A 19,492-nucleotide genomic window follows, 5' to 3' on the forward strand; every position below is an offset into this window, starting at 1 on the left:
GACACCCCAACCCCCCGAGCCTCCAACGCCCGGAACAACGCCACCTCCACCGCAAACAACGCAGGCTGAGCAAACTCCGTACGCGACAACAACCCCAAACCAACGCCCACATCCCCGAACATCACCTCCCGCAACGACCAACCACCCACCTCCCCCACCAGCCCCAACACCTCATCCAGCACCTCCGCAAACACCCCACCCCCCGCATACAACCCACGCGCCATACCCACCCACTGCGCCCCCTGACCCGAGAACAACACCCCCACCCCACCCGGCACCGCCGACCCCGTCCACACACCCGCAGACGCCCGGCCACCCGCCAACCCATCCAGAGCAGCCACCACCTCATCCCGCCCACCACACGCCACCACAGCACGACGCTCGAAAAGCGTCCGCGTCGAAACCAGCGAAGAAGCAACATCCCGCAGATCCACACCCGACCGCCCGACCAGATCACGCAACCGAGCCGCCTGCGCCCGCAACGCCCCCTCCGAACGCGCGGAAACCAACAACGGCGGGACACCCGGAAGCGAGACAGAGCCCGAGCCGGAGCCGGCGAAGGAGTCGGATTCGGAGCCGACGACGGCCACGCCCGGGACGGCCCGAGGCAGGTGCTCCAGCACCACATGACAGTTGGTGCCACCGATCCCGAAGGAGCTGACGCCCGCCAGCAGGGGTGTGCCGCCCGGGACCAGCGGCAGCTCGGCCGCGGCGGTCTGCACCTTCAGCCGGAGCCGGTCCAGAGGGATGGCCGGGGAGGGGGTGGTGAAGTTCAGCGAGGCGGGAAGGGTGCGTTCCCGCAGGCACAGTGCGGCCTTGACCAGGCCCGCGATGCCTGCGGCGCCCTCCAGGTGGCCGATGTTGGTCTTCACCGAGCCCACCAGCAGGGGGTCGTCGGCCGGCCGACCGGAGCCGTGCACCGCGCCGAGGGCGTGTGCCTCGACCGGGTCGCCCACCGGGGTGCCCGTGCCGTGCAGTTCGACGAAACGTACCTCGGCGGGGTCGACGCGGGCCTGGGCGCAGGCGGCCCTGAGCACCGCCTCCTGTCCCTCGCGGTCGGGAGCGGTCAGCCCGGGGCCGCCGCCGTCGTTGCCGACGGCGACGCCGCGCACCACGCAGTACACGGGGTCCCCGTCGGCCAGGGCGTCGTCGAGGGGCTTCAGGACGACGACGGCGCCGCCCTCACCGCGGACGTAGCCGTTGGCGCGGGCGTCGAAGGTGTGGCAGCGGCCGTCGGGTGAGAGGGCGCCGAGGCGTTCCATGGCGGCCGTTCCCTCGTCGGCCAGGACGAGGTTGACGCCTCCGGCGACGGCGATGCGGGACGTGCCGGCCCGCAGGCTCTCGACGGCGAGGGCCACGGCGACCAGGGAGGACGACTGCGCGGTGTCGACCGCGAGGCTGGGGCCGCGCGTCCCCAGGACGTAGGAGAGCCGGTTGGCGAGCATGGCCCGCTGGAGGCCGGTGGCGGTGTGGGCGCCGACCGGCGCGCCGGCGCGGTGCAGCAGGGTGGCGTAGTCGTCGTGCATGGCCCCGACGAAGACTCCGACCGCCTCGCCGCGCAGGGAACCGGGGACGATGCCGGCGTCCTCCAGGGCCTCCCAGCCGAGTTCGAGCATCAGGCGCTGCTGGGGGTCGGTCTCGGCGGCCTCGCGGGGTGACATGCCGAAGAAGGCGGCGTCGAAGTCGCCGGGTGCCTCGATCATGCCGCGCCGACGGCCGTCGGCGTCCCGGTCGATCGCTTCCCTTCCGTCGGTCAGCAGTTTCCAGAATTCCGCGATTCCGGGTGCGCCGGGAAATCGGCACGCCATTCCGACCACGGCAACGGCGTCGGAGCGGTCGCCACTTCGGGAAATCGCGAGTTCTTCAGACACCTGCATCCCTCATATGTTCGCCGTACCGCGCCGTAGCTTTCCTGTCTTTTCTTGATCTTCATGAGCGTACAGCGGGCGAACTGCCGGGCGACAGGAACGGCCGACGAACGACAATCAATTGTGTCAAGTTCGAAGGTGCCCGCGGATTCTCATCGCACGGCACCGCACGGCAACGCCCGGGATCGCCCGACGCAGCCGGCATTCCCCCGGAGTCGGGCGAGTTCGTCGGGGTCCGCCTAGGAGTGGCTTGGGCATCGCACCAGGTCAACTGGGTCGATGCCCGGCGCCCGAGCGGTCACGCAAGGCCGCGCACGGCACCCGAATATCGGGCGAACGGGCAAGATTTCAGCACCGAGCGGCCCGGGACAAATAATTCGCGACGAATATGTCAGGTCGCCCCGAGCCCTCCGCCCTGCCCCGCCCCCGCCGCTCGCGCGCTGCCCGGACCGGCATCTCGGCCGGGATTTCAGACGGATACTCATTGTGTCAGGTCCGCCTTGCCGACATTCTCCGGCGATTCCTAAGCTCTGCCGGTAACCGGGACCGGAACCACCGTGCCGCGCGTTCGGTCCACACACCGCTTTTCGAGGAGTTCGACTGATGGGTGAGGCCGTGACGGGACCGATGGAGCTGAGCAAGGACGCGGACGCCCGGGGGCTGCTCGACTGGTTCGCGTACAACAGGACACGTCATCCGGTGTTCTGGGACGAGACCCGGCAGGCGTGGCAGGTGTTCGGCTACGACGACTACGTGACGGTGTCGAACCATCCGCAGTACTTCTCCTCGGACTTCAACATGGTGATGCCGACGCCGCCCGAACTGGAGATGATCATCGGTCCGGGCACGATCGGCGCGCTGGACCCGCCCGCGCACGGGCCGATGCGCAAACTGGTGAGCCAGGCCTTCACCCCCCGGCGGATCGCCCGGCTGGAGCCCAGGGTGCGCGCGATCACCGAGGAGCTCCTGGACAGGGTGGGGGAACAGGACGTCGTCGACGCCGTCGGCGACCTGTCCTACGCACTGCCGGTCATCGTGATCGCCGAACTGCTGGGCATACCCGCCGGCGACCGCGACCTGTTCCGGGAGTGGGTCGACACCCTGCTGACGAACGAGGGCCTGGAGTACCCGAACCTCCCGGACAACTTCACCGAGACGATCGCGCCGGCCCTCAAGGAGATGACCGACTACCTCCTGAAGCAGATCCACGCCAAGCGGGACGCGCCCGCCGACGACCTGGTCAGCGGGCTGGTCCAGGCCGAGCAGGACGGCCGCCGGCTGACCGACGTCGAGATCGTCAACATCGTCGCGCTGCTCCTGACCGCGGGGCACGTCTCCTCCAGCACCCTGCTCAGCAACCTCTTCCTCGTCCTGGAGGAGAACCCGCGGGCGCTGGCGGACCTGCGGGCCGATCGCTCCCTGGTGCCCGGGGCGATCGAGGAGACGCTGCGCTACCGCAGCCCCTTCAACAACATCTTCCGGTTCGTCAAGGAGGACACCACCGTCCTCGGTCCGCTCATGGAGAAGGGCCAGATGGTGATCGCCTGGAGCCAGTCCGCCAACCGGGACCCCCGGCACTTCCCGGACCCGGACACCTTCGACATCCGCCGCTCGGACGGGACCCGGCACATGGCCTTCGGCCACGGCATCCACCACTGCCTGGGTGCCGCCCTCGCCCGCCTGGAGGGCAAGGTCATGCTCGAACTCCTCCTGGACCGGGTCGAAGGCTTCCGCATCGACCACGAGCACACCGTGTTCTACGAGGCCGACCAGCTCACTCCGAAGTACCTGCCCGTCCGGGTCGACTGGAACTGACCCCGAGGGTCCCGTCCCGGAGTCCGGGGCCGTCCCGAGCCGGCCGGCCCCGGACCTCACGACCGCCCGATCACGACCGCCCGATAAGGAGCGCCGCCATCGCCGAGAACACAGCCGAGCCTCCTGCCCGGCGGGTCGGCAGGATCAAGCCGTGCCGGCTGATCAGGCTGGAGCAGCACATCGACCCGCGCGGCAGCCTCTCCGTGATCGAGTCGGGCGTGACCGTGGACTTCCCCGTCCGACGCGTCTACTACATGCACGGGCAGACCCAGTCCTCGCCCCCGCGCGGCCTGCACGCGCACCGCACCCTGGAGCAGCTCGTCATCGCCGTCCACGGTGCCTTCTCCATCACCCTCGACGACGGCTTCCAGCACGCCACCTACCGTCTCGACGAGCCCGGGGCCGGGCTCTGCATCGGCCCCATGGTCTGGCGCGTCCTGAAGGACTTCGACCCCGACACCGTGGCGCTGGTCCTCGCCTCGCAGCACTACGAGGAGTCGGACTACTACCGCGACTACGACACCTTCCTGCATGACGCACGGAGCCTGACATGACCATCCCCTTCCTCGACGCGGGCGCCGGTTACCGGGAGTTGCGGGACGACATCGACGCGGCGCTCCAGCGGGTGGCCGCCTCCGGCCGTTATCTGCTCGACGCGGAACTTGCGTCCTTCGAGGAGGAGTTCGCCGCGTACTGCGCCAACGACCACTGCGTGGCGGTGGGCAGTGGCTGCGACGCGCTGGAGCTGTCCCTGCGGGCGCTGGACATCGGTCCCGGGGACGAGGTGGTGGTGCCCGCGCACACCTTCATCGGGACCTGGCTGGCCGTGTCCGCCACCGGGGCGCGGCCGGTGGCCGTCGACCCGACGCCGGACGGGCTCTCCCTCGACCCGGTGCTGGTGGAGGCGGCCCTCACCCCTCGTACCAGGGCCCTGATGCCGGTGCACCTGCACGGGCACCCGGCGGACCTCGACCCGCTGCTGGCGATCGCCGCACGGCACGGCCTGGCCGTGGTCGAGGACGCGGCCCAGGCTCACGGGGCCCGCTACCGGGGACGCCGGATCGGCTCGGGTCATGTGGTCGCGTTCAGTTTCTACCCCGGCAAGAACCTCGGTGCCATGGGGGACGGCGGCGCGGTGGTCACCGGGGACTCCGGTGTGGCCGAGCGGATCCGGCTGCTGCGCAACTGCGGCTCCCGGGAGAAGTACCGGCACGAGGTGCGCTCGACCCACTCCCGGCTCGACGAGTTCCAGGCGGCCGTGCTGCGGGCCAAACTGCCGCGGCTCGACGCCTGGAACGCCCGCCGGGCCCGCATCGCCGAGCGGTACGACCGGGCCCTGGGCGCACTGCCGCAGCTCGCCCTCCCCGTGACCGCTCGCTGGGCCGACCCGGTGTGGCACCTGTACGTGATCCGCTGCGCGGAGCGTGACGAGCTGCGCCGCCGGCTGGAACGGGCCGGGGTGCAGACCCTGATCCACTACCCCGTGCCCCCGCACCGGTCCCCGGCCTACGCCGACGACCCGGCGGGCGCGCCGGCGGGGACCCACCCGCTCAGTGAACGCCTGGCGGCGCAGAGCCTGAGCCTCCCCCTGGGACCGCACCTCGGGGAGGACGAGGCCCGCGCCGTCGTGGCGGCGGTCCGAGCGGCGTCCGCGGGGCTGGCGGCGTACCCGACAGGGCTGGCGGCGTACCCGACGCCGGACGGCCAGCGTTTTCCTCTAGTGACGGAGAAACGATGACCGAGGTCATGTCAGGGCGTCCCGGAATGAAAGGGATCATCCTCGCAGGCGGCGGAGGAACCCGCCTACGCCCCTTGACCGGCACGCTGTCCAAGCAACTGCTGCCCGTCTACGACAAGCCGATGATCTACTACCCGCTGTCCGTCCTGATGCTGGGCGGTATCCGGGAGATCCTCGTCGTCTCCTCCACCCAGCACATCGAGCTGTTCCAGCGGTTGCTGGGTGACGGCTCCCGGCTCGGTCTGGACATCACGTACGCCGAGCAGGCGGAGCCCGAGGGCATAGCCCAGGCCATCACCATCGGCACCGACCACATCGGCGACTCCCCGGTCGCGCTCATCCTGGGCGACAACATCTTCCACGGCCCCGGCTTCTCGGCCGTGCTGCAGGGCAGCATCCGCCACCTCGACGGCTGTGTGCTGTTCGGCTACCCGGTCAGCGACCCCAAGCGCTACGGCGTCGGCGAGATCGACGACCAGGGCGTGCTGCTGTCCCTGGAGGAGAAACCGGCCCGTCCCCGCTCCAACCTCGCCGTGACCGGCCTCTACCTCTACGACAACGACGTGGTCGACATCGCCAAGAACATCCGGCCCTCCGCGCGCGGCGAGCTGGAGATCACGGACGTCAACAAGACCTACCTGGAGCAGAAGCGGGCCCGGCTCATCGAACTGGGCCACGGCTTCGCCTGGCTGGACATGGGCACCCACGACTCCCTCCTCCAGGGCGGCCAGTACGTCCAGCTCATCGAGCAGCGCCAGGGCGTGCGGATCGCCTGCATCGAGGAGATCGCCCTGCGCATGGGCTTCATCGACGCCGACACCCTGCACCGGCTCGGCAGCGAACTGGGCACCTCCGGATACGGGGCGTACCTGATGGAGGTGGCCACCCGTGCAGGCACCGCATGAGACCCCGCGCGGGCCCGCCCGCACCGCCGGCCGGCGGCCGCCGGCCCGGATCCTGGTCACCGGGGGCGCCGGCTTCATCGGCTCGCGCTTCGTGAACGCACTGCTGGACGGTTCCCTGCCGGAGTTCGGCAAGCCCGAGGTGAGGGTGCTCGACGCGCTCACCTACGCGGGCAACCTGGCCAACCTCGCCCCGGTGGGCGACTGTCCCCGGCTGCGGATCTTCCCGGGGGACATCCGCGACCGCGCGGCGGTGACCCAGGCCATGGCGGGGGTGGACCTGGTGGTGCACTTCGCGGCCGAGTCGCACGTGGACCGGTCGATCGACGACGCCGACGCCTTCGTACGCACCAACGTGCTGGGCACCCAGGTCCTCCTCCAGGAGGCACTGGCCGTACGCCCCGGGCTGTTCGTGCACGTCTCGACGGACGAGGTGTACGGCTCGATCGAGGCGGGGTCGTGGCCCGAGGAGCACCCGTTGCACCCCAACTCCCCCTACGCCGCCTCCAAGGCGTCCTCCGACCTGCTGGCGCTGGCGCATCACCGTACGCACGGGCTGCCGGTGTGCGTCACCCGCTGCTCCAACAACTACGGGCCCTACCAGTACCCGGAGAAGATCATCCCGCTGTTCACCAGCAGCCTCCTCGACGGTGGCACCGTCCCGCTCTACGGCGACGGCGGCAACCGGCGCGACTGGCTGCACGTGGACGACCACTGCCGGGGCATCGCCCTGGTGGCGCGGGGCGGCCGGCCCGGCGAGGTCTACAACATCGGCGGGGGCACCGAGCTGAGCAACGTCGAGCTGACGGAGCGCCTGCTGAAGCTCTGCGGAGCCGACTGGTCGGCGGTGCGGCGGGTGCCCGACCGCAAGGGCCACGACCGGCGCTACTCCGTCGACTACACCAAGATCGCGGACGAGTTGGGTTACGCGCCGCGGATCACCATCGACGAAGGGCTGGAGCGGACCGTGCACTGGTACCGGGAGAACCGCGCGTGGTGGGCGCCCGCGAAGAGGGGGCGATGACGGTGACGTCCGCATCCGTGGACCAGCTCGACCTGTGGCTCCGCCGGTACCAGCCGTCCGCGTCGCCCGCCGTGCGGCTGGTGTGCTTCCCGCACGCGGGCGGCTCGGCGAGTTCGTTCCTGCCGTTCACCCGGCAGCTGCCGGACCGGATCGAGGTCGTGGCCGTCCAGTACCCCGGACGCCAGGACCGCAGGGGCGAGCCGCTGATCGACACCATCGAGGGCCTGGCCGAACCCCTGGCCGGCCTGCTGGAGGCGCAGGCCGGCCCGCCGGTGGTGCTGTTCGGGCACAGCATGGGCGCACTGGTGGCGTACGAGGTCGCCCGCGCGCTCCAGCAGCGGGGCGCGGCTCCGGTGCGCCTGGTGGTCTCCGGGCGCCGGGCCCCCGCCGTGGACCGGCCGATGACCGTCCACCTCTACGACGACGACCGGCTGGTGGAGGAACTCCGCGAGCTCGACGGCACCGACAGCCAGGTGTTCGCCGATCCGGAGCTGCTCCAGCTGGTGCTGCCCGTGATCCGCAACGACTACCGGGCCGTGGCGGCCTACGCCCACCGCCCGGGGGCGCCGCTGGAATGTCCCCTCACCGTGTTCACCGGCGCCGAGGACCCCTCCGTGACCGCGGCCGAGGCGGCGGCCTGGCACGAGGCGGCGGTGTCCGGCGTCGAGACGCGGACCTTCCCCGGTGGCCACTTCTTCCCCTACCAGCGGACCGCGGAGGTGTGCGGGGCCCTGGTGGACACGCTCGAACCGCTGCTCTCGGCCGGTACGCGTGCCGTCCGGCGGGTCCGCCCGGGGGACGTGGGCACGGTCGGGTACGCCGTCCACCGGCGTACCGCGGAACGGGTGCTGGCCTCCGCAGACACCCTCGACAGTCCGGTCACCGCGCTGGCGGAGGTGCCCCGCTGGCTGGAGGAGTACCACCGGGCGCACCGCTTCCACGTCGAGCGGATCCCCTTCGACCGGCTCCGGCGGTGGTCCTTCGAGCCGGGCACCGGCGACCTGCGGCACGAGACGGGCCGCTTCTTCTCCGTGGAGGGGCTGCGGACCAGCTCGGACGCCGTTCCGGTCGCCCGGGTGCAGCCCATCATCGTGCAGCCCGAGGTGGGGCTCCTCGGTATCCTGGCCCGGGAGTTCGACGGGGTGCTGCACTTCCTGATGCAGGCCAAGCCCGAGCCCGGCAACGTCAACGGGCTGCAGATCTCCCCGACGGTGCAGGCCACGCGCAGCAACTTCGACGAGGTGCACCACGGCCGTTCCACGCCGTACCTCGACCACTTCATCCACCGCCCCGGCCGCCGGGTCCTGATCGACACCATCCAGTCCGAACAGGGCGACTGGTTCCTGCACAAGCGCAACCGCAACATGGTCGTCGAGATCGACACCGGCGTCGAGGAGGACGCCGCCTTCCGCTGGCTGACCCTCGGGCAGATCCGCAGGCTGATGCTCCAGGACGACCTCGTCAACATGGACACCCGCAGTGTGCTGGCCTGTCTGCCCACCGTGCACGGCACGCCCGACGACGGCGACGACGCCTTCCCGGCGGCGCTGCGCCGCTCCCTCTACGGGGAGGCCGCGCCGCTGCACGACCTGCACGCCATCACCAGCTGCCTCACCGACGTCCGGGCGCTGCGCGTGCTGCGTCAGCAGAGCGTGCCGCTGGACGACGCCCGGCGGGACGGCTGGGAGTGGACCGGGAGCGCGATCCGGCATCGCAGCGGCAGGGACTTCGAGATCATGGCGGTGGAGGTGACGGCGGAGCGCCGTGAAGTGGCCTCGTGGACCCAGCCGTTGCTGCGCCCGTGCTCCCAGGGGCTGGCGGCCCTGATCACCCGGCGGATCAACGGGGTGCTGCACGCCCTGGTGGCGGCGCGGTCGGAGGTGGGCACGCTCAACGTCGCCGAGTTCGGGCCGACCGTCCAATGCCGGCCGGACGAGCCGGACGGCCAGTCGCCCCCGTACCTGGACCGGGTGTTGACGGCCGGAGCCGACCGCGTCCGCTACGACGCGGTGCAGTCGGAGGAGGGCGGGCGCTTCTACCACGCGCGCAACCGCTACATGGTGGTCGAGGCGGGGCCGGAACTCGACATCGGCTGCCCGCCCGGCTTCTGCTGGGCGACCTTCGGCCAGCTCACCGAACTGCTCGCGCACGGCAACTATCTCAACGTCGAACTGCGCACCCTCCTGGCGTGCGCACACGCCTCCTACTGAATGGTCACGGAAGCTGCACCGCCGGAGAATCGGCGGCGCGCCCCCGGCCGGTCGCCTCCCGGAAGGTAAAGCGGCGTCCTCCCGCTATCGGCCCAGCACGGGAAGCGGCTGAACGGCCGCCCCGAACCGCGCGCAATTACCGGAGAGAAGCCCGCGGAACCCCATGCGGGTAACCGCTTTCTCCCGCCGCGGTGCGCCCCGACGCGGGACCGCCCTTACTTCGTGCCCGAATAACGGAATACCACCCCGACGGGCGACGGAATTCCCTTTCGCGTTCCCGGAAATGGGCGTCTCACGAGTGCCGGGCGAATACCCGGCGCAACGGACGGCGACTTCGCGGGGACGGCGGTCGGCGGCCGGCGCACCTGCCCGGGTCCGGACGAGACAGCGCGACGCGAAAGGCGATAATGATCAATCTTTTTCAGCCTCAGATGGGGGCCGAGGAACTGGCGGCGGTGTCCGAGGTCTTCGACGACCAGTGGCTCGGTCACGGCCCCCGGACCGCGGCGTTCGAGTCCGCGTTCGCCGATCACCTCGGGGTCGGGGCGGAGCACGTCGTCTTCCTCAACTCGGGCACCGCGGGCCTCTTCCTGGCCCTGGAGTCGCTCGGTCTGCGGCCCGGCGACGAGGTCGTGCTGCCCTCGCCCAGCTTCCTCGCCGCGGCGAACGCCGTGCAGCTGTCGGGAGCGCGCCCGGTCTTCTGCGACACCGACGAGCGGACGCTGAACCCGGCCCTGGAGCACGTCGATGCGGCCGTCACCCCGCGCACCAGGGCCGTCATCGCCCTCCACTACGGCGGCCACCCCGGGGACATCGTGCGCATCGCCGGGCGCTGCCGGGAGCGGGGCATCACCCTGATCGAGGACGCCGCCTGCTCCGTGGCCTCCCGTGTCGACGGCCGGCCGGTCGGCACCTTCGGCGACCTCGCCATGTGGAGCTTCGACGCCATGAAGGTCCTGGTCACCGGGGACGGAGGCATGATCTACGTCAAGGACCCCGAGTCGGCCGCCCGGATCCGGCGCCTGGCCTACCACGGCCTCACCCGCTCCAGCGGCCTGGGATACGCCAGGGTCTCGGCGCGCTGGTGGGAGATGGAGGTCCCCGAACCGGGCCGGCGCGTCATCGGGAACGACCTCACCGCGGCGATCGGCGCGGTGCAGCTGCGCCGGCTTCCCGGCTTCGTGGCCCGCCGCAGGGAGATCGTCGCCCTGTACGACAGCGAACTGAGCACCCTGGAGGGTGTGCTGACGCCGCCCGCGCCACCGGCGGGGCACGAGTCCACGCACTACTTCTACTGGATCCAGCTGGCCCCCGGCGTCCGGGACCGGGTGGCACGCGACCTGCTCGACGACGGCATCTACACCACCTTCCGCTACGCGCCCCTGCACAAGGTGCCGGCCTACGGCCACGCCGGAGGCGAACTGCCCGGCGTGGAGCGGGCGTCCGAGCGGACGCTGTGCCTGCCCCTGCATCCCGGCCTGTCGGACAGCGACGTCCGCACCGTGGTGTCCTCGCTGCGCAGGGCCGTGGGCGCCGCGGCCCGGACCCCGGCCTGACGCACGCGCCGCGGCCCCTGTACCGGCGGTGACCGCCGGTACAGGGGCCGCGGCGCGGTCGGGACGGTCCGGGTCCGGGCCGCCGTCGCCCTGTCGGCTCGTCAGCCGCGCGTGCCGAGGAAGAAGCCGGGTGAGCCGCCGCCCGTCTCGACGTACTCCACGTCCAGGCCGGCCTTGCGGTACGCGGTCTCGTACTGCGCCCGCGAGAACAGCGTGAGGTAGTCCACCTCACTGCGGTGCCGGATGCCCTCCTCGGTGTGCGCGATCAGGTAGTGGATCTCCATCCGGGTCCGCCCGCCCTCCCGGGTCGAGTGGGAGACGCGGGCGACGCCCCGGTCCCCCGGTTCCGTCCGCAGGGCGTGCGTGGAGACGTGGCCGTCCAGGAAGGTGTCGGGGAAGTACCACGGCTCGACGGCGAGGACGCCGTCCGCGGTCAGGTGCCGTGCCATGGCGGCGACCGCGTCCTCCAGGTCGGCCGTGGTCTCCAGGTAGCCGATCGAACTGAACATGCAGACCACCGCGTCGAAGGTCTCGCCGAGGTCGAACGAGCGCATGTCGCCGCGGTGGAGGGTGACGCCGGGGAGCCGCTCCTCGGCGCGGGCCGCCATCCACTCGGAGAGCTCCAGGCCGCTCACCCGGTCGTAGAGCTTGGCGAAGGCCTCCAGGTGCGTGCCGGTGCCGCAGGCGACGTCGAGCAGGCCGGCGGCGTCCGGCGTGCGCTCCCGGATCAGCTCGGTGATCCGGGCGGCCTCGCCCGCGTAGTCCTTGCGGTCCTGGTAGAGCAGGTCGTAGACCTCGGCGGCACTGTCGTTCTCGTACATGGGAATCCTCCGGGCCGTAGGGGGAACCGTGGGGGTGCAGGGAGGGGAAGAGGAGTGCGCCGTGCGCTCGGGAGCGGGAGCGGGAGCAGGCGCCGTCCGCCGCCGTCCTCGCGATGATCTCCGTACGGACACCCAACAGTTCACGCCGAGTCGCGGTCAAGGAACGGCGGCCCGGTCAGTCAAGTCGGGCGGCCCGCCTTCGGGGCGAGGGCTCGCGGAAGACGGGCGCGGATTCGGACAACCGGTTGCCGGTTCTACCGAAAACGACGGTGTGCGGCCCGGGTCGCCGGGTAGCTTAAGCCTCGTTCGGTGCAACGGTTGAACAGGCAGCGTTCGACCCGGAAACGGCTTTTATGGAATTCATTTCCATCGCGCCGCGACGTCACGGGGGCGCGGTCGTCTATCGGCCACGAAGCCCCGGCTTTTCGGCCAGCCACCCTCTGGCGGTGAATAGAGTATGCCCTTCGAGGGAGCCGCCGGAACCGGACGAAGGGGACGAACGGTTGGACTGGACGATCTAGACGGGGTGCTTGAATGCGTAATAGCCTGTCAATGCTTTGGTAAAGCACAGGGATGGGGGTGCCTGCGGGATGAGTGACCTGGGTTCTGGCGAAGAAGGGTCCGACGAAGACGAGTCGGACGACGCGCTCGCCTTCCTCGAGTTCATCGCCCGGTCGGCACCCCGGAGCGAATACGACGGACTCATGGCACGGGCCGAACGCTCGGGCGCCGACGAGGACCGGATGCGTCGGCTGGAGCGTTTCAACCGGCTCGCCCTCACCGCGCAGTCGATGATCGAGTACCGCCGCGACCGGGAGGCGGAGCTGGCGGCGCTGGTCGACGCCGCCCACGAGTTCGTCGCGGCCCGCCGGGCCAAGGACCTGCTCGAGTCCATCGCCCGCCGGGCCCGGCTGCTGCTGAAACTGGACGTCTCCTACGTCGGCCTGCACGAGGAGGACCGGCCCGGCACGGTGGTGCTGAGCGCCGACGGCAACGCGGTCAAGATCGCCGAGAGCTACCGGCTGCCGCCCGACGGCGGACTGGGCGCCATGGTGCGCACCTGCCGCGCTCCCTTCTGGACCCCGGACTACCTCGGGGACAACAGCTTCGTGCACGTCGAGGCCATCGACGACATCGTCCGCGCCGAGGGCCTGCGCGCGGTCCTGGCCGTTCCCCTGACCGCCGGGGGCGAACCGATGGGGGTGCTCTACGTCGCCGACCGCCAGGTGCGGCACCTGACCCCCAACGAGGTCACCCTGCTGTGCTCGCTCGCCGACCTGGCCGCCGTGGCGATCGAGCACAACCGGCTGGTCGAGGAGCTCCGCGACACGATCGGGCAGTTGCGCCAGGACATCGGTGAGGCCCGCACCGCCCTCGCGTGCACCCGCAGGTCCGCCGATCTCCAGTCCCATCTGATCACGCAGGTGATGGACAGGCGCGGGGTCGACTCGTTGCTCGCCACGGCCGCCGAGGCGCTCGGCGGCGGAGCCGGCCTGTGCAGTCCGCTCGGGCGCCCGCTCGCCGAGTACGGGACCCTGCGCCCCGTCGCCCCCGCGGACCTGCGCGCGGCGTGCCGCCGGGCCGCGGAGACCGGCCGGCCCACCTCGGTGGCCCCGGGACTCTGGACGGTGCCCCTGATCCCCGGCGGCAACGCCGGCTTCCTGCTGACGGACCTCGGACCTGACGCGGACCACACCGCCATCCCCCTGCTCCCGATGGTCGCCCGCACCCTCGCGCTGCATCTGCGCGTCCAGCACGACGACTCGCCCAAGGCGCAGAGCCACCAGGAGTTCTTCGACGACCTGATCGGGGCGCCGCGCTCGCCGACCCTCCTCAGGGAACGCGCCCTGATGTTCTCGCTCAGCTTCCGCCGCCCGCACGTGGTGCTGGTGGCGGGCGGGTCCCGCGGGGCCTCGCCGCGGCTGGAGGCCTGCGGCGCCGACTACGCGAAGGAGCTGGGCGGGCTGTGCAGCGTGCGGGACGGCACCGTGGTCCTGCTGTTGCCCGGCGACGACCCCGTCGCCGTGGCGCAGACCGCCGCCCCGGAGCTGACCGACCGGGCCGGACACCCGGTCACCGTGGGCGTCGCGGGCCCCGCCTCGACCGTCGACGGCATCGCCGACGCGCACCGTGAGGCCGCGAAGTGCCTGGAGACGCTCCGCGCGCTCGGCGGCGACGGTGGCACCGCCTGCGCCTCCGACCTGGGGTTCCTCGGCATGCTCCTGGCCGAGGAGAACGATGTCCCCGGTTACATCCGGACCACGATCGGCCCCGTGGTCGACTACGACACCCACCGCTTCACGGATCTGGTCCCCACCCTGCGGGTGTACCTGGAGTCGGGCCGGAGCCCCACCCGGGCCGCGGAGACCCTGCGCGTGCACCCGAACACCGTCTCGCGGCGGCTGGAGCGCATAGGAGTGCTGCTGGGAGAGGACTGGCAGTCACCGGAGCGGGTGCTGGACATCCAACTGGCCCTGCGGCTGTACCAGGTGCGTTCGGCGCTCTCCTCGCACCCCTCGTCCGAGACCCGGGCCGTCCTCGGATCGCTGCGCGAGTGACCTCCGGCACCGTCGGCGCCGGACCCGCCCGCCCCGCCGGCCGACGGGCACCGCGGGCAACGGTTTCGCCCGCCGGCGCGGAGTGCGCCGGCGGGCGGGCGGGCGTCGGCCGCCGGTCCCGCGGGGGACGGCGCCTGGGGCAGGCCCGGTTCAGCCGCCACTGAACTCGGCGATGCGCCCGTCTCCCATGGTCAGCCGGGCGCCGGTGAACCGGGACCGCATCCGCCGGTCGTGGGTGACCACCACGACGGCGCCGCGGTAGTCCGCCAGTGCCTGCTCCAGCTCCTCCACCAGCACCGGGGTGAGGTGGTTGGTGGGCTCGTCCAGCAGCAGCAGGTCCATCGGATCGCTCACCAGCCGGGCGATCTCGATCCGGCGACGCTGCCCGTACGACAGGTCCTTCACGCGTCGCCGCAGGTCGGACGGGCTGAAGAGGCCGAGCGACAGCAGTTTCTCCGCGTGGTCCTCCAGGTACCCCTCCCGGCCCTGGGCGAAGGCCCGCAACACGGTCAGTCCGGGCGCCCAGGGCGTCTCGTCCTGCCTCAGGTGCCCGACCCGGCCGCCGACGCTCACCGAGCCGCCGTCCGGCTCCAGTTCACCCGCCAGCACCCGCAACAGGGTGGACTTTCCCGCCCCGTTGGGGCCCGTGACGAGGAGCCGTTCGCCGGGCCGGATCGTCAGCGAGTCGACGGTGAGCCGGCCCGCGACGCTCACGTCGGTGAGTTCGGCCACCGTCTCCTCCGCCTCCGGACCCGCGGTGTCGATGCGGGCGGCGAAGGACAACGGGTCCGCGGGAGCGTGCACCGGGTTCTCGGTCAGCTGCGCCACGCGTTGCTTCGCGTTGCGGATCCGGACCATCGCGCCGTGGTCGCGCCCTCGCCTGCGGTAGGCGCCGTGGCCGAAAACGGAGAGGGACATCTTGCGCGGGATGCCGTCCATCCGGGCCACGTTGGAGGTGATCAGGCCGCGGTTGCGGTCGAGTTCGGCACGCCACTCCTCGTACTCCCGCAGCCGCCGTTCGCGTTCCACGGCCTTGGCCGTCAGGTAGCCCTCGTAGCCGTTGCCGTAGCGGGTGACACTGCCGGAGTCGACCTCCAGGATCGTAGTGGTGAGCCGGTCGAGGAAGACCCGGTCGTGGGTGACCGCGATCACCGTGCCGCGGTGGCCGGCCAGGTGGTCCTCCAGCCATTCCATCGCCCGGTCGTCGAGGTCGTTGGTCGGCTCGTCCAGCAGCAGCAGCTCCGGCGACGACGCGAGGGTCGCGGCGAGCGCGAGGCGGGAGCGTTCACCCCCGGAGAGGGTCCCGAGCTTCCGGTCGCGGTCCAGGCTCGGCAGTCCGAGACCGTGCAGCGCGACCTCCACCCGCACATCGGCCTCGTAGCCGCCGCGCGCCTGGTACTGCTCGACCAGGGCGGAGTAGCGCTGGAGGACGGCGGACAGCTCGCGCTCGGAGCCCTTCTCGTCGCGCTCGCCCAGCTCCGCCTCGGCCTCGCGCATCGCCGCTTCCAGCTCGCGCAGGTCGGACAGGGCCAGGTCGACGGCGTCCTGGACGGTGGCGTCCAGGGGCAGTTCCAGGGTCTGCGCCAGGTAGCCGACGCCGCCGGGGGCGACCACGGTGAGCGTGCCGTTGTCGGGCTCCACGCGACCGGCGAGGATCTTGAGCAGTGTGGACTTGCCGGAACCGTTGTCGCCGATCACGCCGACCTTCTCGCCGGGCCTGATGCTGAAGCCGACCCGGTCGAGCACGACGACGTCGTGGTAGCGCTTGGTGATGTCGTGCAGGGCGTATTGCGCAATCGACACGCGTGAGTCTCCTGTTTCCACGATGAGGATGAGTGGATGCGTGAGCGCGCTCGCAGAAGGAACGGGAAGCAGAACGGACGCCACCACTGCGGACATGGCCGGTCAGGGGGTGTCACGAGCGCGCTGCTGGATGCGGCAGGCGGAGTCAGCTCAACGCCGGGCATCCTCATCTATCACAGAGATCCCATGCGCAGAACTATAGCCCTGCTACCCGGAGCCGCGCAACGGTATGCGTGCCGCACCGGCCGACGTGATGCAGTCGGAACGGGATGATCGCTCGTCCGACGGCCGGGTGCCTAGCCTCGGGAGCAACTACAGCGGTCTTTCAGGAGAGGGTCGACCATGGGCGATCTCAGGCACCGCATCACCGAGCTGGTCCGCGCGTACCACCGGGAACAGGCGCCCGGGGACTTCGTTCCCGGGACGACGCACGTACCGGTCTCCGGCGCGGTGCTGAGCGAGGAGGACCGGCTGGCGCTGGTGGAGACGGCGCTGGAGATGCGGATCGCGGCCGGCCCGGCCTCCCGGGGCTTCGAGCGGCAGTTCGCCCGGTACCTCGGGCTCCGGAAGGCGCACCTGACCAACTCCGGCTCCTCCGCCAACCTGCTCGCCCTCACCGCGCTCACCTCGCCGCAACTGGAGGAGCGACGGCTGCGTCCGGGGGACGAGGTCGTCACGGTCGCCGCCGGGTTCCCGACGACGGTCAACCCGATCTTCCACAACGGGCTGGTGCCGGTCTTCGTCGACGTCGAGCTGGGCACGTACAACACGACGCCCGAGCGCATCGAGCGGGCCATCGGCCCCCGGACCAAGGCGATCATGATCGCGCACGCCCTGGGCAACCCCTTCGAGGCCGAGGAGGTGGCCCGCCTCGCGGACGAACGGGACCTGTTCCTCGTCGAGGACAACTGCGACGCGGTGGGGTCCCGCTACCGGGGCAGGCTCACCGGCTCCTTCGGCGACCTGTCGACCGTCAGCTTCTACCCCGCGCACCACATCGCGATGGGCGAGGGGGGCTGCGTGCTCACCGACAACCTGGCCCTGGCGCGGATCGTGGAATCACTGCGCGACTGGGGACGCGACTGCTGGTGCGAGCCGGGTGAGGACAACCGCTGCCTCAAGCGCTTCGACCAGAAGATGGGCGACCTGCCGCCCGGGTACGACCACAAGTACATCTTCTCGCACGTCGGTTACAACCTGAAGTCGACCGACCTCCAGGCCGCCCTCGGACTGTCCCAGCTGACCCGGATCGAGGAGTTCACCGAGGCGCGGCGCGCCAACTGGCGTCATCTGCGCACCGCGTTGGACGGGCTGCCCGGTCTGCTGCTGCCCGAGGCCACACCGGGCAGCGATCCGAGCTGGTTCGGGTTCCTCATCACGGTGTCCCCGGACGCCGCGTACAGCAGGGCGGCCCTGGTCGACCACCTGGAGTCGCGCCGGATCAGCACCCGCCGCCTGTTCGGGGGCAACCTCGTGCGCCACCCCGCCTACACCGACCGCCAGTACCGGGTGTCCGGGTCCCTGGAGAACAGCGACCTGATCACCGACCAGACGTTCTGGATCGGGGTCTTCCCGGGCATCACCCCGGAAATGATCGCCTATGTCGCCGACACCGTGCGGGAGTTCGTACTCAAGCACTCCTGACGGGCGGCGGCACACGGGGAGGGGAGGGCCGGGGCGGTCCTCCCCTCCAGGGCGTTCACGGCCGCGGACGTGTCCGCAGCTCCGAGGCGAGGTCGGGGTGGACCCGCGCGGTGAGCAGGGTGCCCTCCGGCGTGTGCTCGGTGCTGAGCACCTCGCCCTCGTCGTGCACCCGCGCGACCAGGCTCCCCTCGTCGTAGGGGATCACGACCTCCACCTCCACCTCGGGGTGCGGCAGCAGGCGGTCGATCAGTTCCTGAAGCTCGTCGATGCCCCGGCCCGAGCGGGCGGAGACGACGATCGCCTCCGGCTCCTGCTCCAGCAGCCGGGCGAGGACGTCCGGGTCCGCGACGTCGGCCTTGTTGACGACGACGACCTCGGTGGACTCGCCGGCGCCCACGTCCCGCAGCACCTCGCGCACCGAGGCCAGCTGCGCGCCGGGGTCAGGGTGCGACCCGTCCACCACGTGCAGCACCAGATGCGCGTCCGCCACCTCTTCGATCGTGGAGCGGAACGCCTCCACCAGGTGGTGCGGGAGATGCCGTACGAAGCCCACGGTGTCGGCGATGGTGTAGGAACGCCCGCTCGGCGTCGTCGCCCGCCGCACGGTCGTGTCCAGGGTGGCGAACAGGGCGTTCTCCACCAGCACGCCGGCTCCGGTGAGGCGGTTGAGCAGCGATGACTTGCCGGCGTTGGTGTAGCCGGCGAGGGCGACCGACAGCACCTTGTTGCGCCGCCGCTCCTCCCGGTTCACGTCGCGGCCGGTCTTCAGCTGCTCCAGCTCCCGGCGGAGCTTGGCCATCTTGTCGTTGATCCGGCGCCGGTCCGTCTCGATCTTCGTCTCACCGGGGCCGCGCGTGGCCATGCCGCCGCCACCGCTGCCACCGCCGCCCATCTGCCGGGACAGCGACTGGCCCCAGCCGCGCAGCCGCGGCAGCATGTACTGCATCTGCGCCAGCGCCACCTGCGCCTTGCCCTCCCGGGACTGGGCGTGCTGCGCGAAGATGTCGAGGATCAGGGCCGTGCGGTCCACGACCTTGACCCCCACGACCTTCTCCAGGTGCATCAGCTGACTGGGGCTCAGTTCCCCGTCGCACACCACGGTGTCGGCGCCGGTCTCCTCGACGATGTCGCGCAGCTGCGACGCCTTGCCCGAGCCGATGTACGTCGCCGGGTCCGGCTTCTGCCGGCGCTGCACGACGCCGTCCAGGACGAGGGCGCCCGCGGTCTCGGCGAGCGCCGCCAGCTCGGCGAGTGAACTGTCGGCCTCGGCGGCCGTTCCCGAGGTCCAGATGCCGACGAGCACGACCCGTTCGAGTCGCAGCTGGCGGTACTCGACCTCGGTGACGTCGGTCAGTTCGGTGGAGAGCCCCGCGACGCGGCGCAGGGAGGCCCGGTCCTCGCGGTCTAACTGGTCGCCGTCCCACTCCTCGGCGTCGGCGCCGGCGATCGTGTCGTCCATCAGTGCGTCGGCTCGCTGGGGTGCGCCGGCGAAGTCCTCGGGATGCGTCAAAGTACTTCCAATCTGGGGGGTGTTCGGCTGCGTTCCGGGCGCG

General features: G+C 71.2%; 13 protein-coding genes. 9 read left to right on the forward strand and 4 right to left on the reverse strand.

What is annotated here, in order from left to right; all coding sequences use genetic code 11:
- Positions 1-1,808: type I polyketide synthase (locus tag ACZ6EG_RS29910; RefSeq protein ID WP_469609177.1), on the reverse strand; the 1,808-nt coding region annotated here is incomplete at its 3' end.
- 663 nt (positions 1,809-2,471) lie between these two features.
- Between ACZ6EG_RS29910 and ACZ6EG_RS29915 the strand changes: the two genes are divergently transcribed.
- The 7 genes from ACZ6EG_RS29915 to ACZ6EG_RS29945 all read left to right on the forward strand — a co-directional run bounded on the left by ACZ6EG_RS29915 (position 2,472) and on the right by ACZ6EG_RS29945 (position 11,113).
- Positions 2,472-3,683 carry a cytochrome P450 gene (locus ACZ6EG_RS29915; RefSeq protein WP_391972205.1) on the forward strand — a complete coding sequence of 404 codons (1,212 nt, stop codon included), beginning with the start codon at positions 2,472-2,474 and terminating at the stop codon, positions 3,681-3,683.
- 161 nt (positions 3,684-3,844) lie between these two features.
- On the forward strand, positions 3,845-4,237 hold the full coding sequence (locus ACZ6EG_RS29920; RefSeq protein WP_469609399.1) for a sugar 3,4-ketoisomerase: 393 nt from the start codon (positions 3,845-3,847) through the stop codon (positions 4,235-4,237).
- A complete protein-coding gene (locus tag ACZ6EG_RS29925) occupies positions 4,234-5,421 on the forward strand; it encodes a DegT/DnrJ/EryC1/StrS family aminotransferase (protein ID WP_391972204.1) in 1,188 nt (395 codons plus the stop codon). The genes ACZ6EG_RS29920 and ACZ6EG_RS29925 overlap by 4 nt, the downstream gene beginning before the upstream one ends.
- Before the next feature lie 26 nt (positions 5,422-5,447).
- Entirely contained in the window at positions 5,448-6,326 is an 879-nt protein-coding gene (rfbA, locus tag ACZ6EG_RS29930; RefSeq protein WP_383645586.1) for a glucose-1-phosphate thymidylyltransferase RfbA, read from the forward strand.
- A gap of 52 nt (positions 6,327-6,378) precedes the next feature.
- Positions 6,379-7,347, forward strand: a complete 969-nt coding sequence (rfbB, locus tag ACZ6EG_RS29935) for a dTDP-glucose 4,6-dehydratase (RefSeq protein WP_391972209.1) — start codon at positions 6,379-6,381, stop codon at positions 7,345-7,347.
- On the forward strand, positions 7,344-9,557 hold the full coding sequence (locus tag ACZ6EG_RS29940; protein ID WP_469609182.1) for an alpha/beta fold hydrolase: 2,214 nt from the start codon (positions 7,344-7,346) through the stop codon (positions 9,555-9,557). Before rfbB ends, ACZ6EG_RS29940 begins: the two co-directional genes overlap by 4 nt.
- Positions 9,558-9,964: 407 nt before the next feature.
- Positions 9,965-11,113, forward strand: coding sequence for a DegT/DnrJ/EryC1/StrS family aminotransferase (locus tag ACZ6EG_RS29945; protein ID WP_469609185.1), 1,149 nt, complete (start codon positions 9,965-9,967; stop codon positions 11,111-11,113).
- Positions 11,114-11,214: 101 nt separating this feature from the next.
- On the opposite strand, the gene ACZ6EG_RS29950 is transcribed toward ACZ6EG_RS29945, so the two are convergent.
- Positions 11,215-11,934 carry a class I SAM-dependent DNA methyltransferase gene (locus ACZ6EG_RS29950; RefSeq protein ID WP_391972201.1) on the reverse strand — a complete coding sequence of 240 codons (720 nt, stop codon included), beginning with the start codon at positions 11,932-11,934 and terminating at the stop codon, positions 11,215-11,217.
- A 704-nt stretch (positions 11,935-12,638) separates the two neighbouring features.
- On the opposite strand from ACZ6EG_RS29950, the gene ACZ6EG_RS29955 reads away from it, so the two are divergent.
- Positions 12,639-14,492 (forward strand): helix-turn-helix domain-containing protein, encoded by a 1,854-nt coding sequence (locus tag ACZ6EG_RS29955; RefSeq protein ID WP_469609188.1) that lies wholly within the window; start codon positions 12,639-12,641, stop codon positions 14,490-14,492.
- A 150-nt stretch (positions 14,493-14,642) separates the two neighbouring features.
- Here the strand turns inward: ACZ6EG_RS29955 and ACZ6EG_RS29960 are convergent, their stop codons facing one another.
- On the reverse strand, positions 14,643-16,295 hold the full coding sequence (locus tag ACZ6EG_RS29960; protein ID WP_391972199.1) for a TlrC/CarA/OleB/SrmB family ABC-F type ribosomal protection protein: 1,653 nt from the start codon (positions 16,293-16,295) through the stop codon (positions 14,643-14,645).
- Positions 16,296-16,637: 342 nt separating this feature from the next.
- Between ACZ6EG_RS29960 and rfbH the strand changes: the two genes are divergently transcribed.
- A complete protein-coding gene (rfbH, locus tag ACZ6EG_RS29965) occupies positions 16,638-17,939 on the forward strand; it encodes a lipopolysaccharide biosynthesis protein RfbH (RefSeq protein ID WP_391972198.1) in 1,302 nt (433 codons plus the stop codon).
- 55 nt (positions 17,940-17,994) lie between these two features.
- Here rfbH and hflX read toward each other — a convergent pair whose 3' ends face one another.
- Positions 17,995-19,398: a GTPase HflX gene (gene hflX / locus ACZ6EG_RS29970; RefSeq protein ID WP_469609403.1), complete on the reverse strand. Its 1,404-nt coding sequence runs from the start codon at positions 19,396-19,398 to the stop codon at positions 17,995-17,997.
- Positions 19,399-19,492: the final 94 nt, after the last annotated feature.

It is taken from the genome of Streptomyces sp. NPDC041968 (genome assembly GCF_055589025.1).

What these genes read in the sequence shown, in the direction of transcription:
- ACZ6EG_RS29915 (WP_391972205.1), top strand. Translation starts at nt 2,472, where the DNA reads ATGGGTGAGGCCGTGACGGGACCGATGGAGCTGAGCAAGGACGCGGAC.
- ACZ6EG_RS29925 (WP_391972204.1), top strand. Translation starts at nt 4,234, where the DNA reads ATGACCATCCCCTTCCTCGACGCGGGCGCCGGTTACCGGGAGTTGCGG.
- rfbA (WP_383645586.1), top strand. Translation starts at nt 5,448, where the DNA reads ATGAAAGGGATCATCCTCGCAGGCGGCGGAGGAACCCGCCTACGCCCC.
- ACZ6EG_RS29940 (WP_469609182.1), top strand. Translation starts at nt 7,344, where the DNA reads ATGACGGTGACGTCCGCATCCGTGGACCAGCTCGACCTGTGGCTCCGC.
- ACZ6EG_RS29945 (WP_469609185.1), top strand. Translation starts at nt 9,965, where the DNA reads ATGATCAATCTTTTTCAGCCTCAGATGGGGGCCGAGGAACTGGCGGCG.
- ACZ6EG_RS29950 (WP_391972201.1), bottom strand. Translation starts at nt 11,934, where the DNA reads ATGTACGAGAACGACAGTGCCGCCGAGGTCTACGACCTGCTCTACCAG.
- ACZ6EG_RS29955 (WP_469609188.1), top strand. Translation starts at nt 12,639, where the DNA reads ATGGCACGGGCCGAACGCTCGGGCGCCGACGAGGACCGGATGCGTCGG.
- rfbH (WP_391972198.1), top strand. Translation starts at nt 16,638, where the DNA reads ATGGGCGATCTCAGGCACCGCATCACCGAGCTGGTCCGCGCGTACCAC.
- hflX (WP_469609403.1), bottom strand. Translation starts at nt 19,398, where the DNA reads ATGGACGACACGATCGCCGGCGCCGACGCCGAGGAGTGGGACGGCGAC.